Consider the following 17063-nt stretch of genomic DNA (forward strand, 5'->3'; position numbering starts at 1 on the left):
TCAATAATAAAGGTATTTTGCCTCATGAGACCCGTTAAATAGGACTACAAAGACAACTTAGTTGACCAAAACTCGGCACAAATTTCCTGATAAAATCTTATTATACACAAGCGGATGGCAACATGGACAGGCGGGCCGGGTTACTTAGCTAAACAGTTGGGTAGTATTGCTCAATTCTGGATAATTGACCGGTGTAAGGACGTCGGGAACATCACTCGGCTCCGTTCGGGACGTGATGCGTTTGCCGATGCTGTAACTATGCATTTTGCTCGCGGGATACGGGTGAGCCAGCAAGGCCAGCGCTTCTTTTTCGTTCAGATCGTCGTGTAACCAGGCTTGTTCGGCATCGGGCGTCAACACACAGGGCATTCGTTTTTTTGTGTTATGAATAGCCGCCAGCAGCGGGTTCGCTTCAGTTGTCAGCAACGTGTAAGTTGGCATCAGCTCACCCGTTTCGGGATCCAGCCATTCATCCCACAAACCAGCAATGGACGCAATTTTCTGATCGGCGGCACTGATGTAAAACGGGAATTTTTTGCTTCCCTGCGTGTACCATTCGAAAAAGCCCGTTACCGGAATCAGACAGCGCCGAGCCGCCTGGGCCGCTGGCCGGAAAGATGGCTTTTCGTAAATCGTTTCGGAGCGGGCATTGATCGTTTTAGTCCGAATATCGTCGGCGGCCTCCTGACTTCGGGTCCAGCTTGGAATAAGACCCCATTGGATAAATTGTAGCTTGCCCGGCTCCTGCCTGGTTACAATGGGCCAGGCCGGTAAATTATAGGCATTCGCATGGTATATCGGCTGGAAATCAGCCGAAGGTGGCAACGCAGCCTGATAACGGTCCTCTAATTCTGAGGCATTGACATTGAGTGACTTATGAAAACACATGAGCGAGATGAACGCGTCGCTAGACAGTCTATTGATATACTGGGTAAACCAGTAAACACCCTTATCGGTTATTCAATTTCAAGGATTGGGCAAAAAAAATGGTCAAGCCAACTTAGCGGCTTCCTCCAACCCGAACAATTGCCCTCTACGGCTCGTTTATCAGCCTTACGAACCCTATTGTTTATCTATTTCCTGACGAATGCCTTCCCCTGAAACCTCCGTTTACCCTGGTCTTTCGCTTACCTTGCCTACCCTTGAACAAAGTAGCTGGCATCAACTAGTAACTGTATTCGACAATGAGCCGAACGAGACAACGGCTTCCGGCTTCAAAACCATGGTCGTTGCTTCCCGCACCCCCACTGGCGCCGATGCCCGAACGGTGGTACTCCGAAAAGTGGATGCGGACCGAAAGTATGTCTGGTTTCATACCGACGTACGAGCCGCCAAGGTGATGCAATTCGAAGCATTCCCCGATTGTACGTTGGTGTTCTGGGACGAAAAATCGCAGGTGCAACTGCGCCTGACGGTTGAAACGCATCTCCACTCGGATGATTATGTGGCCGATGAGCATTGGCAAACTATAGGCGCTGGCACCCGGAAAAACTACCTGTCGGAGCTTAGGCCCGGTAGCGAACAATCCGCTCCTTACCCCGGTTTTTCCGCTCATTTAGGCGCTGACTTGCCGTCGATTGAAGAAAGCGAAGCGGGACGATCTAATTTTGCGGTCATTGAATGCCGGGTGCTGTCGATGGACTATCTGCAACTAAGTCGGAGTGGACAAGTAAGAGCCCTGTTTCAATACGAACCCGAAGCAAAAATGACCTGGCTGGCTCCGTAGGTGCTATAGGGTCAGTCACTAGATAGCCATTCGTCCTACTTAGTTGTTATATCGGATAAGACCTTATTCGTTATTCTTCCGCTCAATGGCAACCAACAACCGCGCTTTCAACTACGATCTCGACTACCGCACGCTGAACCTCCGGGAACATCCCGAACTTTACCGCGTCGGGAAAGGTGAAATGGGCGTTCTACTGGTCAGACCGTATAAAGATGAAATCCTGCCCTACTGGCGATTCAAAACACCCGACATTGCCCGTGAGTCGTCCGAGAAGATTTACCAGTTATTTCTCGACTACAAACAGAATGGCGACTTCATTGGCATGGACATGGCCCGGAAGTTTTTACAGATGGGATACACCCGATCCCGTCGGTATGCCAACCATAAAACCGGCCAGAAGTACGACGGAGCCGTGCCCGACGATAAGAAAGGTCAATCGGGTGCGCACAGCCGCGAGCAGCTCCCCCGCGATGAAGACCCCGTTAAAGCAGAATCGGCACGTATTTTCTACGGGAAATATCTGGAAGCCCGTGAAGATGCTGACTACAAGAAACTGAAAAAGGAATGGCAGGAGAAGTATGGTTAATTTTCTACCTTTTACGCCACTTCAGCCGTAATGGTAACCATCCAGCTTATGCCAAATTGGTCAGTTACCATCCCAAACGTATCGCCCCAAAATTGCTTTATGAGCGGAGCTGTAATCTGGCCATTTTCTGAAAGTTTTTCAAAGTAGCCCGTTAATACAGTCTCCTCAGAACCTTCCAATGACAAACCGAATTGCCCTGTATTTTTAGTTTCGGTGTTGTGAGGATTGTCACTTGCCAAAAGGACAATATCGCCATCTAGTTTGGCATACATAATCTTCGACCTCATTTCTTCACTGTTAGCTTTAGGGTCTTTATGGGCTTCAGGAGGCCCTTCCGAATAAGGAGTCAGAACTAAATTTCCTCCAAAAACATGTTTGTAAAACTCCATCGCTTCCCGACAGTTGCCGCCGAAGAAAAGATGCGGATTAAGTTTGACGATTACCTGTGACATTTTGCTTCGTATTTAATGATAAAAATCAGATTCTGTTACGTAACAATCCACCCAACTTTTTTGCGCCAGGCATCATACGCTATCTGCTCCAGTTGCCTTTCGGCTGCCGTTGGTTGTTTTCCCTGCTCAACGTTCATCTGGGCGGTCAATTCGGCCAATCGCTCGTCAAGGGTATTTAGCCCTACCTGCTGACGACGTTGATCCACCTCGTCCACAGAACCATCAAGTTGATACGGCACCAGCCGGCCTTGTTCGTCGCTGACAAACTGAGTACCATACGATTGGGGGCGATTCTCAAACATAGCAATTCGGTCTGACAGAAAAGCCAGATTGACCGGATCGATAGTTCTCGTCTTTTGCTGCTCCTCCATCAACGCAAGCGCACGTTTCATGAATGAAGGTAAGCTAATGGCATGCTGGACAATTAACCAGGCCGCCTGACTGGCCTCCTGGCCAACTTGTTCCTGAGCTGGCCAGCCAATCTGACCAATTATCGCCTGAAGTCGTCGGGCATTATCCAGATGCACCTCTTCCATTTCCGGGTTATAGCCCCGAAACAGCTTTCCTTCTGCAATAAGTCGTTGCCTAACGTCAAGGTCGTGTTTGCGTCGTTCGATCAACTCGTGTGCAATAGCCGGAAATTTCATTTAACTCCTATTGAATAGATAAGAGATTGAGAAGTCCGCTTCATTTGCTTAGATATGTAGGTTACTACCAAAAACCTACCCACGTAAAGCCAAATCGGCCCTATCAACTTAGCATCTTTTCAACTTCAACATTCGGAAAGTTTAATTTGACATAATCCATGAAGTCAGAGTTTCCATACTTTCCATTTAATGCTCCAATTCTACGTTGGCTTGAATGAGTGAGTAATTCTTTAATGCCTTGTTCTGTTTTTAGCTTATTGAGCCAAATAATGATTTTTTTGTCGATGAACTCAGTCAGCTTTTGAAACTTGTACTGATTCAATTCATACACGTTACAGGTATGACTATCTATGACTAGCGATTCCGTGCTGTATTGGTCAATCCTTTCTTCTTCATCTCCGAATATATGCTTGACCTTAATTCGCCTTGGATCAGCACTGTATTTATGATAAAAGAGTCCCGAATGGCCAAATAGAAAGCCTTTAGTCTTAGTGATTTTGGCAAGTTGTTTTGAATAGAAAGCTGGCAAGATTTCCAGCAGAACCCATTCACCGGGTTTGTTACTACGACTTGACCAAAAACTAATTTCAAGCTTCAGCGTGTCGTCGCTATAAGTGATTTTAGATCTTGACCGCGAGTATTTGAAACCTCTATTCTCATAATATTTTCCCAGCTCGTCGCAAACCGCCTGAAAGACCTCTTGACAGGGAGTATGTTTTGAATGTGTAAATAAAGGTTTATTATTTATCAGGTTCATTTCTATTCTAACTGTATTTTGTCATACATATCTGCTTTCAAACAATAAGTTCGCCCAATCAGGCGGTTAGTTTATCAGCCGCAATAGGGAAACTAAAGCCTATATGTGATTTTCCACAAAGGCAATGAATCTTCAGCTTCCCTGTGAAGCACCAGAAATCTATTTACCATACCCCGTTTTTAACGGCAATCAGGCGAGCTGTGCTAAATACAGGCGGAAAACTATTCAATATCTAACTCAAGATGGTACTTTCGCAACGGATTACAAATCGTATTGATGAATAAGTGGCCTTGGAGCGTTCCCTGGCGGGCACTCACGGCACTCGAATCAATTCTAATTCACTGTATATCAGCGATACCTAATTATATGCAACTCCTTGACGGTAAATTTCTTTCGGCACAAATCAAACTGGAAATCGCGGCAGAGGTCGCACAGATCAGGCAGCAGGGCGGCAAGATTCCGCACCTTGTGGCCATTCTGGTCGGCAACAAAGGGGCGTCCGAAACCTACGTAGCGTCTAAAATGAAGAACTGCGAAGAGGTCGGTATGCACTCGACACTCATCCGGTTCGACCCATCCGTAACCGAAGCCGAACTGCTCGATAAGGTTCGAGAGGTGAATAACAACCCGGACATGGATGGGCTCATCGTGCAGCTTCCCCTCCCCGATCACATCAACCCCGACCGGGTAATGGAAACCATCGATCCGGCGAAAGACGTGGACGGTTTTCACCCCATCAACATTGGTCGCATGGCCAAAGGGTTACCGGCTTATATTTCGGCCACGCCACAGGGCGTTCTGGAAATGATCAAGCGCTATGATATTAAAACGGCCGGCAAGCATTGTGTCGTGGTGGGCCGAAGCCAGATCGTTGGGTTGCCCATGTCGATTCTGATGCAGCGGAATACCTATCCCGGCAACTGTACCGTGACGATCACCCACAGCCGGACCCAGAACCTGGCCGAGATATGCCGCTCTGCCGATATTCTGGTGGCCGCGCTCGGTAAACCGGAGTTCGTTACGGCCGACATGGTAAAAGAAGGTGCCGTTGTTATCGACGTCGGTCTGGAACGTGTGCCCGACACCAGCAAGAAAAGCGGATTCTCCCTAAAGGGCGACGTGAAATTCGATGAAGTCGCTCCTAAAACGAGCTTCATTACACCCGTTCCCGGTGGCGTGGGTCTGATGACGATTTGCTCGCTGATGCAGAATACGTTGAAAGCCGCTAGAGGTGAGATTTATTAGATCGACAATAAATCTCTCCAGATTACCAAAGGCGCTATTTACGAATTTACAGCCTGAATTCGTCCGTCGTCGGCACCCTTAACAAACTTTAACAGCCCATCCTGCCACGGACGGGCTTCTTTTTGCGTAATTTTGGCTCGGCCTGAATGTGGCCCGGCCTGGATTGGCCACTACTTACACAAAAGCAGTCCGTTTAATCTTCATTTGTATGCAGTCATTCAAACGCCTGAACACCCTGACAGGCTGGTTCGCTTTCGCCGTCGCGCTGATTACCTTCGCGATGACCGTCGAACGAACGGCCAGTTTCTGGGACTGTGGCGAGTTCATTGCGTGTTCCTTCAAGCTCCAGGTTCCCCACCCGCCCGGTGCTCCATTCTTCCTGCTGTTGGGCCGGATTTTTTCGATGTTTTCGTTCGGGAACCTGACCAGCGTGGCCTACTGGGTCAATATGGCTTCTGTACTGGCCAGTGCCTTTACCATCCTTTTTCTATTCTGGACCATTACCATGCTGGCCCAGAAGCTGCTGAACAAGCCGGAGAGTGAGTACACAACGGCCGACACCCTGCTGGTTATCGGTACGGGTGCCGTGGGTGCTTTGGCGTATACCTTTTCCGATACGTTCTGGTTCTCGGCGGTCGAAGCGGAGGTGTACGGGATGTCGTCGTTTTTTACCGCCATCGTCGTCTGGGCTGCTTTCAGATGGGAGCGCATCGAAGACGAAGCTGCGGCCAACCGCTGGCTTATCTTCATTGCCTACCTGACCGGTTTATCCATCGGCGTCCACTTATTGAATCTGGTCACATTACCGGCATTGGCCCTGATTTATTACTTCAAGAAATACCCCAAACCAACCTTCTGGGGTGGTGCAACGGCTTTCGGTATTGGCCTGGTTATTCTGGGGATCATCAACGCGGGTATCATTCCAGGTCTGCCAGGCATGGCCTTCGCCGTCGAGCGGTTCTTTGTCAACATCCTTGGCTTACCCTTTACGTCGGGGGCCATTTTCTTCACGGTGGTGTTTATTGGTGCCATTGTGTACGGCATCATCTGGTCGGAGCGCCGGAAACGGGTTGTGCTGAACACGGCTCTGCTGGCGCTGGCGTTTGTTCTGATTGGCTATGCCTCGTACATGCAGGTGCTGGTGCGGGCTGACTTCAATCCGCCCATCAACGAAAATGACCCGAGCGACGAACTGAACTTCCTGTCGTACCTGCGTCGGGAGCAGTATGGTAGTCGCTCCTTATTATACGGTCCCGTTTTCACGGCTCGCCCCATCGACCAGAAGCCGGGTGCCGCTATGTGGAAAAAAGAAGGAAACAAGTATGTGATCTTCGACCACCAGCCCGAGTACGTTTACGCACCCGGCGATGAGATGCTGTTTCCGCGGGTGTATAGCAGCCAGCAAAATCACCCCGCCTTGTATCGTCAGATGCTGGGCCTGGCCGAAGGCCAAAAACCAACAATGGGCGACAACCTGAAGTTTTTGTTCAGCTACCAGTTGGGGCATATGTGGTGGCGTTACCTGATGTGGAACTTCGCCGGTCGGGAGAGCGACGAAGAAGGCGCTGGGTACCTCCTGCCCTGGTCAACGGATCAGAATGCGCCGGATATGCTGATTCATAACAAAGCGCGCGACAATTTCTATATGTTGCCGTTTATTCTGGGCCTGTTCGGTATTACGTTCCAGTATTTCCGCCGTCGGCGCGATTTTCTGATCGTTGGCCTGCTCTTTCTGTTCACCGGTATTGCGCTGCAAGTCTTCCTGAACTCGCCCCCATCCGAACCCCGCGAGCGGGATTATATCTATGTGGGTTCGTTCTATTTCTTTGCCATCTGGCTGGGACTTGGCGTCATGTCCATTGCCGAGGGCTTGCGAAATACACTGAAATCAGACATAGCCCGTAATGGCCTGGTAGCTGGTCTTTGTTTGCTGGTACCCGTGATGATGGGCGCGAAAAGTTGGGATAATCACAACCGCGACAAGCGTTACCAATCGGTTGATTTTGCCAAGAATCTGCTGAACTCCTGTGCACCAAACGCGATCCTCTTTACGGGTGGCGATAATGATACCTTCCCGCTTTGGTATGTACAGGAAGTGGAAGGATTCCGGCGTGATGTTCGGGTGTGTAACCTCAGCTTGCTGGGTACCGAGTGGTACATTCAGCAGATGAAGCGCAAAACGTATGAGTCGGACGCCCTGCCCATTTCGCTCGAATTCGACAATTTCAACAAAGGCAAAAACGACATTGTGCCGTTCTATGAAGTGCCCGGCGTGAAAAACGGCATCGATCTCAAGCAATACATCAGCCTGATTAAAACCAGCAGTCCGGCAGTTCAGGTACCGCTCACGAATGGCGACATGACGAGCATCCTGCCTTCGTCGGTGCTGTTCCTGCCTATCGACAAAGCCGCAGTGGACAATGCGAAGTTTGTACCGGCTGCGCTTCGTCCGCTCATGAAGGACACTCTGCAATGGACCATTGGCAAGAAAGATCTGTATAAGCCTGACCTCATCATGCTCGACATGATTGCGACCAATAACTGGAAGCGGCCAATCTATTTTTCGAGCACCCTGGCGAGCGATAATTACCTGAGTTTGAAGAATTACATGCAGCTGGAAGGCTACGCATATCGGCTGATGCCGGTAGCTGTACCGGGCGCAACGGATGGGTATGTCAACTCCGACATCATGTATACCAACATGACCAAGAAGACGTTCTGGCGGGAGTTCGACAATCCGGACGTGTACTATGATGAGACCTATAAGGGGCCGCCCGTCATTTCGGCGCGCATTGCGTTCTTCCGGCTGGCCGATCAGTTCATTCGGGAAGGCCGCAAAGACAAGGCACTTGAGGTACTCAATTATTCGCTGAAGGTTATTCCCGACAAGTCGATCCCGTACGACCAGATTTCGTCAAACTACGTGCGGTTCCTGTTTGAGGTAGGCGATAATAAGAAAGCCCTTGAAATTGCCGACATCATGGCCAAGCGTGCCGATCAGGCGCTGACATATGACAAGAGTGGCAACGGGCGCTTCGGTAATCCCGATTCGGATCTTTACATTCTCCAAACGATTGTGGAAGCCTGTAAGGAAGCCAAGCAAACGGCAGCTGCCAATAAATACGAAGCGATCTTTCAGAAGCACATCAACGCCTTCGGTTGATAATACCGGATATAAACAGGAGTCATCTTGACGTTTGGCTCCTGCTTTGGTAAATAGGTAGCAGGGCGGCCAAGGAGGCCCGCAGGCAATAAAGCGGTGTCAGTGCAGACTGGCACCGCTTTCCTGTTTGGTAGGCCCCGTAATAAAAAGCGTGAGTTAGGGCGTGTCAGTTGTGCTGGTGTTTCTGGTAACCATTTCCTGACGCTGTCTGGCGCGTTGCGAATCATAAACCTTAGCCAGACAATGATAGAGAACCAGTTCATACGCCCGTTGCTTTGACGGAAATAACCGGTTGACAATCATGTGCATCATGCTCCTACTGTTGTTAAGAGACGTGCGGTCGAACTGGAGAGCTGCTGCTAATTCCGACAGGGATGATTGCTGATCATCAACCCAGTTTTCAAAACCACCTGTCAGCACAAATGGGCGATTCAAGGCCTGCTCCAGTAAGGGTTTATACGTTCGGTAATGGTCATTTAACTGCTGCCGGAGCGCCGGGCTACCACCAAATTCCGTAAAAAACTGCTCTTTCATGTTAGTCAATATCGTGCACCGCTCATCGATGGTTGAGGACAGACCAACAAGTAGTTTGTCTACTTTGTGGGCTGCAAAGGCAAACCTTAAGTTTTCATCGAAAGCATCGCCAGTCTGTTGCATAAACTGAAGGGTGCTGAGGCTATCGTGGTGAAAAAACTGTTCATAAACGGTTATTTTGTCCATTCCGTATCGTTCCAGTTCACGCTGATACGTGTCGGTCTGGATTCGATGAACCAACCCGCTCTGCACATACGGATGCAGTACCTGCTCGATACGCCGGATGACGTAGTGGTAAAACTCGATATATGGATTTCCCCGAAATCGGAGCCGTAGGTGGGGGTCCTGATCTTTGTAGCGGACAAAGTAAAACTGCTGAATAGTCTGCTGCTGAAGCAACTCCTGAATGGCGGGGTACAACTGGTTAACAAGCAGGGCATCAGACGCCTTTTCTCCCGCATAAATCTTTAGGTATAACCATTCACTACCAACCGAAAAACGGCGTTGTGGCATGTCGATCGTGGCGGAGTTGATGGGTGCATAGGCCGGGGCCGACGGATTATGGAAAGGGAGCACTAACTCGTGGACATAGGCCTGCCCCTGGTGATCGCGAACCGGACACTGCTCGGGTTTGGCCAGGCATTCAATAGCCCGGATTGACTTTGCCCGGCCTAACTCCTGTAAAAACAAAGTCAGTGAAACATCCATAGCCACGTCGATTTTCAGCTCATTGTCACCTTGCGCAATGACAAATTGTGCCGGTAATCCCATGTCCTGAAGTTGCTGCCGTGCCTCGGCCAAACCTGCGGGTTTAAACTGATCGGCGGTCAACTGCCAATTGGCCCGGCTCAGAATAATGTGTCGGTATCGAACGCGGGGCAGATATGCCTGTTGAGTCAGCAGACCCCAATTCCAGCGTATATCTAAGTATGCATCCTGATACTGGAGTGTACTTAAAAACTGGTAGACGGGCAAACCGCCTTTAAAATTATGCGCATTTGACAGCCGGGGAATTACTCGTTTGTTCAGGCGTTTAGATCGCAGGACGAGTCGATCATTCCGAACGGACAGGTAAAGGTCTGATAAGGGAATCTGATACTCTGGTGCTACTGATGCACGGCCCAGGTAAGGTATTTCGTACTGATAGAGCGTAGGCCGATGGCAGATATTTCCTGCTCTGGCTTCAGGCAAATGCACAATTTCGGCCAAAATTATATCAGGGTGGCTGGCTTCCTCCAGCTTGGCGCACTTTTTTAACTGTTCGGCCAGGGCAGGGTCCGCTTCCCCAAAACGGCTGAGCAAGTTAACCGCCGATGGCCCCAGGCAGGACGTTAGCGAGAAGAGGTACTCATCGCGGTCAATGTTGTCAGCCGAAGCGGAAAGCAGCGTACCGAAGGCATAAAAGCTGCTTGGTAACGTGCGCATTGCCTCCTGCGGATTACCTACTTTACCCAAATCGTCGTCCGTTAAAACAATCTCAGACCGCCCATATCGCAATGCCTCGGTATACCGATCCAGCACAAACAACTGCCAGTTGGTCAGGGCAGCATCCTGATCTTTTGCTATTCCCGATAAGCTCAACGTATCAAGCATGGGCGCATTACCTACGCCTAATGTGGATGTGTCACCGTATCCGACTCCCATTTCATGGTCGAGGGCAAACGCCAGTGGCACCTCTTCCGCTTCGTAGCGTAAATAGAACCGGTGTCTGAATTCGTCAAGCGCATTGTTCTTATACGGTCGGTTCAGGACCAACAGAGCGTTCAGTTGTTGTTGGAAATGGTCGAGCCAACGCTCGCTCAACTGGCAGGTATCAGCGGGCAGGGCTGTATCAATCTGAATAAAATCCGAATGGGGTAACGCAATTCCCTGTTCGGCAAGGTACGGTGGCAGGGCATTCAACGCCAGCGGTCGGTGGGTAAGCAGTTCATGGATTCTGGTCAGTACCTGACGGGCGTTGATTACGGCAGGGGAAGCAGCAAGTGTGGATAGACGCTTGGCAAAAACGGCCAGATGGGCGTCGCCGGTAAGAGTTGGCTCAAGTTCGAAGACCAATAGCTGACAGTTGATCAGCTCATTAACGTAGTCAATCGCATCGTCCTGATCAACCTGATGCTGCTCGTTTAAAAAACCGATCAGTTGGGCCTGTGTAACACCAGCCTGAGCAAAGGCGAAGAGATCAGACAGGAGGTTGTCGCGACCAACGGCACTGATAAAATAGGTTCGCCCGGCGGGTTCATGCTGCTGTTCAATAAACCGGAAGTAGTTCCCGGCCAGATACAGCGTCGTGTTGAGCTGTAACGTCAACTGGGCGCGAATATCGGGTTGGGCCAGCAACCAGTCTTTAATTGCCTGAATGTATTCAATATCCAGCCTGACATGAGGAGCTATGCGGTCAACCGATGCGGCAACGAATGCTGTTTTTTTTTCGACGGAGCCCAATGCATACCCGGCAAAAAGGCCGTAAGGAGTACTTCGGGTAGTCATTCGGATCAGGTACTTGTGGAGCGTGTTGATTAGCTTGGCTTCGTCGGAGAGCGTCTCCCCCGCCAGCCACCGTTCTGCGCGATCAAACAGCCGGGGCGAGGCCGTTGCCAGCGCCTGTCGTTGGATCGGATTGGTAAACCACTGCCTAATGGTATGGGGGAGCGTATTTTCCCGATTTTGCAAAGGCTCGTAAATGGATTGAAGGGAATCAAGCGAGAAGAGTGTTCTTCTTAAAACGAAAAAATGGAAACGTTGAACCATTGGAGGGCGAGTAAAAACACCTTCCAATATATCCATTTATTCCGGGATGGATGCGAAATTGAGTAACATTTTACCTAAACTTAATACAAAAAATTGCCAATTAGTAAACTTATAATAAACGATGTAGCTACTTATATTCTTCGGCGCGCTTCTTGCTGATAGGCCTCTAGGCAGTCGTTAAATTTTTTAAACGTAAACGGTTCGGTAAGAAAATCAAAAGGCTGCATGAACAGATTTGGAAACTGATGCTTGGGAAACGGCGAGGTAATAACAACACCCGGATGATTCATTAGCTGAGAAGCTAGTTCGTCATGAACCATTTCATCTGGATACGTCAGGTGAAGAAAGATAAAATCGCAGTTTAACCACCAGGTCACGTCAGTCGTATACCCTTCCGGGCTGGTTGCCAGGGTTAATTTCTGGCAACCAGCCCGGAGGATGTATTGACTCAATAGCGCCTGGCTACCACCATCGTAATTTATTAGTAAACAGCGCATAACGATGTGGTGATGTGGCTACGTGTTGAATTTTACTTAAGGTATGGATAGAATGCGTACTATTCTGGGACAAAGCGTAGGGAACAGACTTGCCCGTTTCCTGCTAATCAGTAATGGTAAGCCAACAGGGAAGGCCCGATTTGGTGGAGCTTGTCCGAACGCCTACGGCGTTTAAATTGACAACGCGTTGTACTTTGATGGAGGGGCGGTTTGGTAGAACTTGTTGCACTTGCATGGGAGAAAAGAGTTAGGGTTGGGATGAATTAAGATGTTCATTTCGTTCAGCGGTATGTGCCATCTGATTGATGAATTAAATATAGCAGATAGCCGAAAGGGAATCAACTCTCGTAGACCGGTGCACGAACTCCTTCGACCAATGCCGTTTTTTTTTCGACCAATGAAAAAACAATTAGTATCGGGGCGTCTTGGCCGGGGCTGAAGCGAGCTGCAAGGTGAGTGTAACCGCATAGCTATCAGCCGAATGTTCCACGTCGACCTGATGGGCATTCGGGTAAAGCAACGCCAGCCGTTGCCGGACGTTGGGCAGGCCAATGCCCCCTGATTTCTGATCCGGAAAGTTCCGTTGGACAGACGTCGCCAGGCTGTTCTGAACCGTAAAGACGAGTGTGTTCGTCTGTTCCACATGTGCTTCGACCCACACATAGGCTTCCTGCTGTTGCCCGCCAACGCCGTGTTTGAAAGCGTTTTCGACAAACGCCAGTAGAATGAGGGGAACAATGAAAAGGTGCTCGTGCGTGCTTTCACTGCTGAAAAGAATCTCAACCCGCTGCCCGTGTCTTGCCTGTTCCAGTTGCAGGTAGTTTTCGATGTATCCCAACTCCTGATCGAGCGAAACAGTCGAAGCTTCGGTTTCATAAAGATTATACCGCATCAGCTCGGCCAGGCGAAGTACCAGATTAGCCGCCTGTTCATCGGCGTTAATGACCCGGGCATAAATACTGTTGAGGGCATTCAGCAGAAAATGCGGGTTTAACTGCGCTTTAAGTAGATCGAGTTCCAGCAGGTTATTTTCCTGATTTAGCGCCAGATTGGTTAGTTCTTTCTGTCGAACATCGAAGCCTAACGACAAATAATACCGGAGCAGCGTAACTAATAAAAATAGACTGGCGTAAAAATAGGGGTCGCTCAAAATAAGACTAATGGCTTCCCAATTATACAGCCATCCCCATATACCCAGTTGGTGAATTTTGTACCAATAAAACAGGGAGGATCGGGGCGTACCGGCTACAATTTTCGATTCGGCTATATGCGTGACCGATTGCAGCAGCGGGTAGGTAAAATAGGTAATCGTGTGAACGGCTCCAAGTAACGCTAATGACCCAATTAAAAACCGGAGCCAGCGAGCATTGTACAGATAGCGCACAAATAACCAACGCACGTTGACCTCGTAAATAAAAATAACCAGGCCATACATGGCCCAAAAGACTAGGTTTTTAATCGATCGTTCGTCCGGACGAATGAAGGCCCCGTTTATCACGTATATACTGATACCAATGAGCAGCCAGACCAGTAGCGAGCGAACAATTCGGAGGAGTAATGAACGGATGGGGCGGAACTTCATGAAGCGAGCGTTGGATCGGAACCCACGTTTTCAGGAACTGCATTCAGGTCGAGCTGGAGCACAACCCGATAATGGTCATCGGTTATGTCGTGCGTGACCGTATACCGGCCCGCATACTGAATATCCAGCCGCTTATGTACGTTGGAAAGTCCCACTCCGCCCGCCTTACGAACGGTGGTGAGAGCACGTTTTCTATTCAGGCTGTTTTCGACGATAAAGTGCAGGACGTTTTGTTCCAGCCGCGCATCAATGAGAATATAAGCCCCGCCAGCCGCCGACTTGATGCCATGTTTGAAGGCATTTTCGACAAAGGCGCTGAGTACGAGCGGAGCAATCAGGTACCCAGCCGTTGCGCCGGACGACTTGAACGATACCGTCAGTTGGTCACCGTGTCGCGCCTGTTCCAGCGTTACGTAACTCTTCAGGTAGTCCATCTCCCGGTCCAGCGGTACCCTCGGCACGTTCGCTTCGTATAAATTATACCGCATCAGTTCGGCCAATCTTAACACCAAATCAGCTGCCTGATCATCGACGTCAATCATCCGGGAGTAGATGCTGTTGAGCGTGTTGAACAAAAAATGGGGACTAACCTGTGCTTTCAGAAAATTCATCTTCAACAAGGTGTTGTCCCGATCCAGTAACAACCGATTTCGTTTCAAATCGAATTGTTTCTGACGGAAAACCATCGTTCCCTGCATAATCTTGATACTCAATGGAATGAGTGAAGCCACAGTAGCAAACGCAAAATTCCAGAGGAATACCCGCAGCGATGTGAAGCATCCGAAGATACCCGTTGGCCCTATAATGGACTGAATCCGGGTTATGTATTGACTTGATTTGGGCAGGCCTGGCTCCACACTGAAAATAACCGTTCGGTTAAGTAGATAAGCGCCCCAGAAGGTCAGCAGGACAATTAAGGTAAGCCATTTCGGCCGACGTTTGTAGAAAAATTTGGGTAAGACCCAATACACGGTCCCATAAAAAACGAGTATATTCTGGCTAACCAACAAGACGACCAATGAAATCAGCACGGGCCAGTCGTTCCCAACGGCCCGGTAAACGATGCTTACGTCGATACCGGCAATCAGCAGGATGGTAATGGCATGAAGGGCAATGCGTACTAGTAGAGGAAGCTGACTCGTTTTGGCAATGAGCCGATCAAGGAAGGTACGCTTTGCCGGTTTCACATCAGGTTTTCTTTCATCGCTTCCCATACAGATTCCCGGTAGGTTACGCCAATCGGTACGCGTTTTCCATCGATTGTGGTAATTAAATTACCGTCAATTTCCCGAATACTTCCTTTCCGAACGATATAAGACCGATTGACGCGCAAAAACTGCGTTGATGGCAGCATTTCCTCTATTTTCGTCATGGTCATATGGGTCGTAATGGTCCGGGCGGGCAAATGGATAACCAGATAATCCTTCATCGCTTCCACAAAGATGATCTCTTCGGGCAGCACTTTGATCAATTTCTTATCTTCTTTTACCAGAAAGAAACTCGCCGATTCCGGAGCGGGTTGACCAGCCTTGGTCGCCGGACGGTTCGTTGACGGCTCCAACGAAGCCGGCACATTTCCGGGTAGTGAGACGGATGGCTGCAGCTTCGTTACGGCTTTGTTGATTGCTCTTAAAAAACGATCGAAAGCAACCGGTTTCAGCAGGTAATCCAGTACGTCCAGTTCGAACCCTTCCAGGGCATACTGGGGTGAAGCAGTTACCATAATAACCTGAGGGCGTGGCGCATTCAGGGACTTTAAAAACTCGACACCTGTCATTTCGGGCATTTCTATGTCGAGCAGGATCAAATCAGGTTTCAATTCCTGAACGGCCAGAAGTGCCTCCACGGCATTATAGCTATAACCAACCAGTTCCAGAAAGGGTACTCGTTTGATAAACTTTTCTAGTACCGCCTGGGCTGGTTGTTCATCATCAATGATAAAACACCGCAGAGTAAGCGCCATAATACGTGAAGGGCTAAAGTCAAATGTACGTCTATTTTCTTCTAAGTAGTAATTTCAAGTCATTATCACGGCATACGGTTTTACCGAAAGCGTATTGGTTACTCTGTTAACTGATTTCGCCTTGCACACGAACATGTGCAAGGCGAAAGAGTCGTATGCTATTTGATTCCGGGCAATGTATAGATGCCGTATAGTTAAGCTGCCAACGCCATTGTCCGAACGTTCCGAACGACTTCGTCGCAATTGGCACAAGCGCCCGCTCCCTCCTGATGATACCACCGGCAACGATCCCGGATGGCGCAGCTGACAAGGGTGGCTTCTGCCTTCCGGTTCATGGCTTCCACAATCTTGCCGACCAAACTACACCCTACGCTTTCCGAACTCCAATGACCACAGCCCGTTTTGGCGCAGTTACTGGCGAAACGGAAGCGCTCTTCCGGGGCGCGGCTCTGCTGCCGGGCGGTATCGACAAATGTCTGGTCAACAATGATGGGTTCATCGAGGTATTGAATATGACCGGATGCGTCCTGCACGCCAAATAGAGCAGCACCGGGTTTCGCGGTCGAACTGGGACAAAGTAAGGAAGCCATGGGATTAGAAATTAAAGGGTCATGTCAGGAGACGTTGGTGGGAACCAGATACCCAGTACGGGCAGATCGATAATGGGGCTTTTCGCACCAAGGGGCGCTCCGCCATTCACCTGGTCCAGCACGTCTTGTGTAAGCTGCCCTTTCTCATCCAGTTCGGCCAGTTTCTTCATAAACTCGGCCTGATTTTCTACCTTGTTCTGTAAGGCCTTGATCTTGTTGTTCATCGATTTTTTCATACTTTCTTTGATTGATTTATGTTATTGTGACTGTATTTTATTGCGGTATTTAGTACTCGTTTATTCACGTCAATTACTCCAGGAATAACCCCAGCCATTTTGGTAAACTCGGCCAGGCACTGCCGCCATTGACCATGTTTAGCACGTCGTCGGTGAGTTGGCCTTTTTCATCCAGCTCGGCCAGCTTTTTCATGAATTCTTCCTGGTTACCCGCTGCGTCACGCAGTACGTTTACTTTGTCTTTTATTCCTTTCTCCATGGCTTTTTTGATCGATAAATAGATTTTTTTATGCTCTATGAACAGAACAAAGGTGGCTAATCATCATCCCCTTAGCTA

17 protein-coding genes are annotated in these 17063 nt (G+C 49.3%); 4 read left to right on the plus strand and 13 right to left on the minus strand.

The window, feature by feature from the left end:
* Positions 1 to 144: 144 nt before the first annotated feature.
* A complete protein-coding gene (locus tag ACYVAM_RS19120; RefSeq protein ID WP_461069920.1) occupies positions 145 to 888 on the minus strand; it encodes an SOS response-associated peptidase in 744 nt (247 codons plus the stop codon).
* Between the two features lie 199 nt (positions 889 to 1087).
* Here ACYVAM_RS19120 and ACYVAM_RS19125 point away from each other — a divergent pair, with 199 nt between their 5' ends.
* On the plus strand, positions 1088 to 1726 hold the full coding sequence (locus tag ACYVAM_RS19125) for a pyridoxamine 5'-phosphate oxidase family protein (RefSeq protein ID WP_461069922.1): 639 nt from the start codon (positions 1088 to 1090) through the stop codon (positions 1724 to 1726).
* 85 nt (positions 1727 to 1811) lie between these two features.
* Entirely contained in the window at positions 1812 to 2312 is a 501-nt protein-coding gene (locus ACYVAM_RS19130) for a DUF4385 domain-containing protein (RefSeq protein ID WP_461069924.1), read from the plus strand.
* An 11-nt stretch (positions 2313 to 2323) separates the two neighbouring features.
* Here the strand turns inward: ACYVAM_RS19130 and ACYVAM_RS19135 are convergent, their stop codons facing one another.
* The 3 genes from ACYVAM_RS19135 to ACYVAM_RS19145 form a co-directional block, all read right to left on the minus strand.
* Positions 2324 to 2764, minus strand: a complete 441-nt coding sequence (locus tag ACYVAM_RS19135; RefSeq protein WP_461069926.1) for a VOC family protein — start codon at positions 2762 to 2764, stop codon at positions 2324 to 2326.
* A 35-nt stretch (positions 2765 to 2799) separates the two neighbouring features.
* A complete protein-coding gene (locus ACYVAM_RS19140; protein WP_461069928.1) occupies positions 2800 to 3411 on the minus strand; it encodes a DUF6624 domain-containing protein in 612 nt (203 codons plus the stop codon).
* 103 nt (positions 3412 to 3514) lie between these two features.
* Positions 3515 to 4168 (minus strand): hypothetical protein, encoded by a 654-nt coding sequence (locus tag ACYVAM_RS19145; RefSeq protein WP_461069930.1) that lies wholly within the window; start codon positions 4166 to 4168, stop codon positions 3515 to 3517.
* Between the two features lie 366 nt (positions 4169 to 4534).
* Between ACYVAM_RS19145 and ACYVAM_RS19150 the strand changes: the two genes are divergently transcribed.
* Positions 4535 to 5413, plus strand: a complete 879-nt coding sequence (locus tag ACYVAM_RS19150; protein WP_461069932.1) for a bifunctional 5,10-methylenetetrahydrofolate dehydrogenase/5,10-methenyltetrahydrofolate cyclohydrolase — start codon at positions 4535 to 4537, stop codon at positions 5411 to 5413.
* A gap of 208 nt (positions 5414 to 5621) precedes the next feature.
* Positions 5622 to 8576, plus strand: coding sequence for a glycosyltransferase family 117 protein (locus tag ACYVAM_RS19155; RefSeq protein WP_461069934.1), 2955 nt, complete (start codon positions 5622 to 5624; stop codon positions 8574 to 8576).
* Between the two features lie 156 nt (positions 8577 to 8732).
* Here ACYVAM_RS19155 and ACYVAM_RS19160 read toward each other — a convergent pair whose 3' ends face one another.
* The 9 genes from ACYVAM_RS19160 to ACYVAM_RS19200 all read right to left on the minus strand — a co-directional run bounded on the left by ACYVAM_RS19160 (position 8733) and on the right by ACYVAM_RS19200 (position 16985).
* Positions 8733 to 11780 (minus strand): lantibiotic dehydratase, encoded by a 3048-nt coding sequence (locus tag ACYVAM_RS19160; RefSeq protein ID WP_461069936.1) that lies wholly within the window; start codon positions 11778 to 11780, stop codon positions 8733 to 8735.
* Between the two features lie 209 nt (positions 11781 to 11989).
* Positions 11990 to 12355, minus strand: a complete 366-nt coding sequence (locus ACYVAM_RS19165) for a hypothetical protein (protein WP_461069938.1) — start codon at positions 12353 to 12355, stop codon at positions 11990 to 11992.
* Between the two features lie 103 nt (positions 12356 to 12458).
* Complete coding sequence (locus tag ACYVAM_RS19170) at positions 12459 to 12590, minus strand: hypothetical protein (RefSeq protein WP_461069940.1); 132 nt, start codon at positions 12588 to 12590, stop codon at positions 12459 to 12461.
* 174 nt (positions 12591 to 12764) lie between these two features.
* Positions 12765 to 13937, minus strand: a complete 1173-nt coding sequence (locus ACYVAM_RS19175) for a sensor histidine kinase (RefSeq protein WP_461069942.1) — start codon at positions 13935 to 13937, stop codon at positions 12765 to 12767.
* Positions 13934 to 15151, minus strand: coding sequence for a sensor histidine kinase (locus tag ACYVAM_RS19180; RefSeq protein WP_461069944.1), 1218 nt, complete (start codon positions 15149 to 15151; stop codon positions 13934 to 13936). Before ACYVAM_RS19180 ends, ACYVAM_RS19175 begins: the two co-directional genes overlap by 4 nt.
* Positions 15121 to 15900: a LytR/AlgR family response regulator transcription factor gene (locus ACYVAM_RS19185; protein WP_461069946.1), complete on the minus strand. Its 780-nt coding sequence runs from the start codon at positions 15898 to 15900 to the stop codon at positions 15121 to 15123. The genes ACYVAM_RS19180 and ACYVAM_RS19185 overlap by 31 nt, the downstream gene beginning before the upstream one ends.
* Positions 15901 to 16094: 194 nt before the next feature.
* Complete coding sequence (locus tag ACYVAM_RS19190) at positions 16095 to 16490, minus strand: hypothetical protein (RefSeq protein ID WP_461069948.1); 396 nt, start codon at positions 16488 to 16490, stop codon at positions 16095 to 16097.
* A gap of 11 nt (positions 16491 to 16501) precedes the next feature.
* Complete coding sequence (locus tag ACYVAM_RS19195) at positions 16502 to 16726, minus strand: hypothetical protein (protein ID WP_461069950.1); 225 nt, start codon at positions 16724 to 16726, stop codon at positions 16502 to 16504.
* Positions 16727 to 16799: 73 nt separating this feature from the next.
* Positions 16800 to 16985 carry a hypothetical protein gene (locus ACYVAM_RS19200; protein ID WP_461069952.1) on the minus strand — a complete coding sequence of 62 codons (186 nt, stop codon included), beginning with the start codon at positions 16983 to 16985 and terminating at the stop codon, positions 16800 to 16802.
* Positions 16986 to 17063 lie beyond the last annotated feature (78 nt).

The sequence above is a fragment of the Spirosoma horti genome, from assembly GCF_054776595.1.

What these genes read in the sequence shown, in the direction of transcription:
- ACYVAM_RS19120 (WP_461069920.1), bottom strand. Translation starts at nt 888, where the DNA reads ATGTGTTTTCATAAGTCACTCAATGTCAATGCCTCAGAATTAGAGGAC.
- ACYVAM_RS19125 (WP_461069922.1), top strand. Translation starts at nt 1,088, where the DNA reads ATGCCTTCCCCTGAAACCTCCGTTTACCCTGGTCTTTCGCTTACCTTG.
- ACYVAM_RS19130 (WP_461069924.1), top strand. Translation starts at nt 1,812, where the DNA reads ATGGCAACCAACAACCGCGCTTTCAACTACGATCTCGACTACCGCACG.
- ACYVAM_RS19135 (WP_461069926.1), bottom strand. Translation starts at nt 2,764, where the DNA reads ATGTCACAGGTAATCGTCAAACTTAATCCGCATCTTTTCTTCGGCGGC.
- ACYVAM_RS19140 (WP_461069928.1), bottom strand. Translation starts at nt 3,411, where the DNA reads ATGAAATTTCCGGCTATTGCACACGAGTTGATCGAACGACGCAAACAC.
- ACYVAM_RS19145 (WP_461069930.1), bottom strand. Translation starts at nt 4,168, where the DNA reads ATGAACCTGATAAATAATAAACCTTTATTTACACATTCAAAACATACT.
- ACYVAM_RS19150 (WP_461069932.1), top strand. Translation starts at nt 4,535, where the DNA reads ATGCAACTCCTTGACGGTAAATTTCTTTCGGCACAAATCAAACTGGAA.
- ACYVAM_RS19155 (WP_461069934.1), top strand. Translation starts at nt 5,622, where the DNA reads ATGCAGTCATTCAAACGCCTGAACACCCTGACAGGCTGGTTCGCTTTC.
- ACYVAM_RS19165 (WP_461069938.1), bottom strand. Translation starts at nt 12,355, where the DNA reads ATGCGCTGTTTACTAATAAATTACGATGGTGGTAGCCAGGCGCTATTG.
- ACYVAM_RS19170 (WP_461069940.1), bottom strand. Translation starts at nt 12,590, where the DNA reads ATGCAAGTGCAACAAGTTCTACCAAACCGCCCCTCCATCAAAGTACAA.
- ACYVAM_RS19175 (WP_461069942.1), bottom strand. Translation starts at nt 13,937, where the DNA reads ATGAAGTTCCGCCCCATCCGTTCATTACTCCTCCGAATTGTTCGCTCG.
- ACYVAM_RS19180 (WP_461069944.1), bottom strand. Translation starts at nt 15,151, where the DNA reads ATGGGAAGCGATGAAAGAAAACCTGATGTGAAACCGGCAAAGCGTACC.
- ACYVAM_RS19185 (WP_461069946.1), bottom strand. Translation starts at nt 15,900, where the DNA reads ATGGCGCTTACTCTGCGGTGTTTTATCATTGATGATGAACAACCAGCC.
- ACYVAM_RS19190 (WP_461069948.1), bottom strand. Translation starts at nt 16,490, where the DNA reads ATGGCTTCCTTACTTTGTCCCAGTTCGACCGCGAAACCCGGTGCTGCT.
- ACYVAM_RS19195 (WP_461069950.1), bottom strand. Translation starts at nt 16,726, where the DNA reads ATGAAAAAATCGATGAACAACAAGATCAAGGCCTTACAGAACAAGGTA.
- ACYVAM_RS19200 (WP_461069952.1), bottom strand. Translation starts at nt 16,985, where the DNA reads ATGGAGAAAGGAATAAAAGACAAAGTAAACGTACTGCGTGACGCAGCG.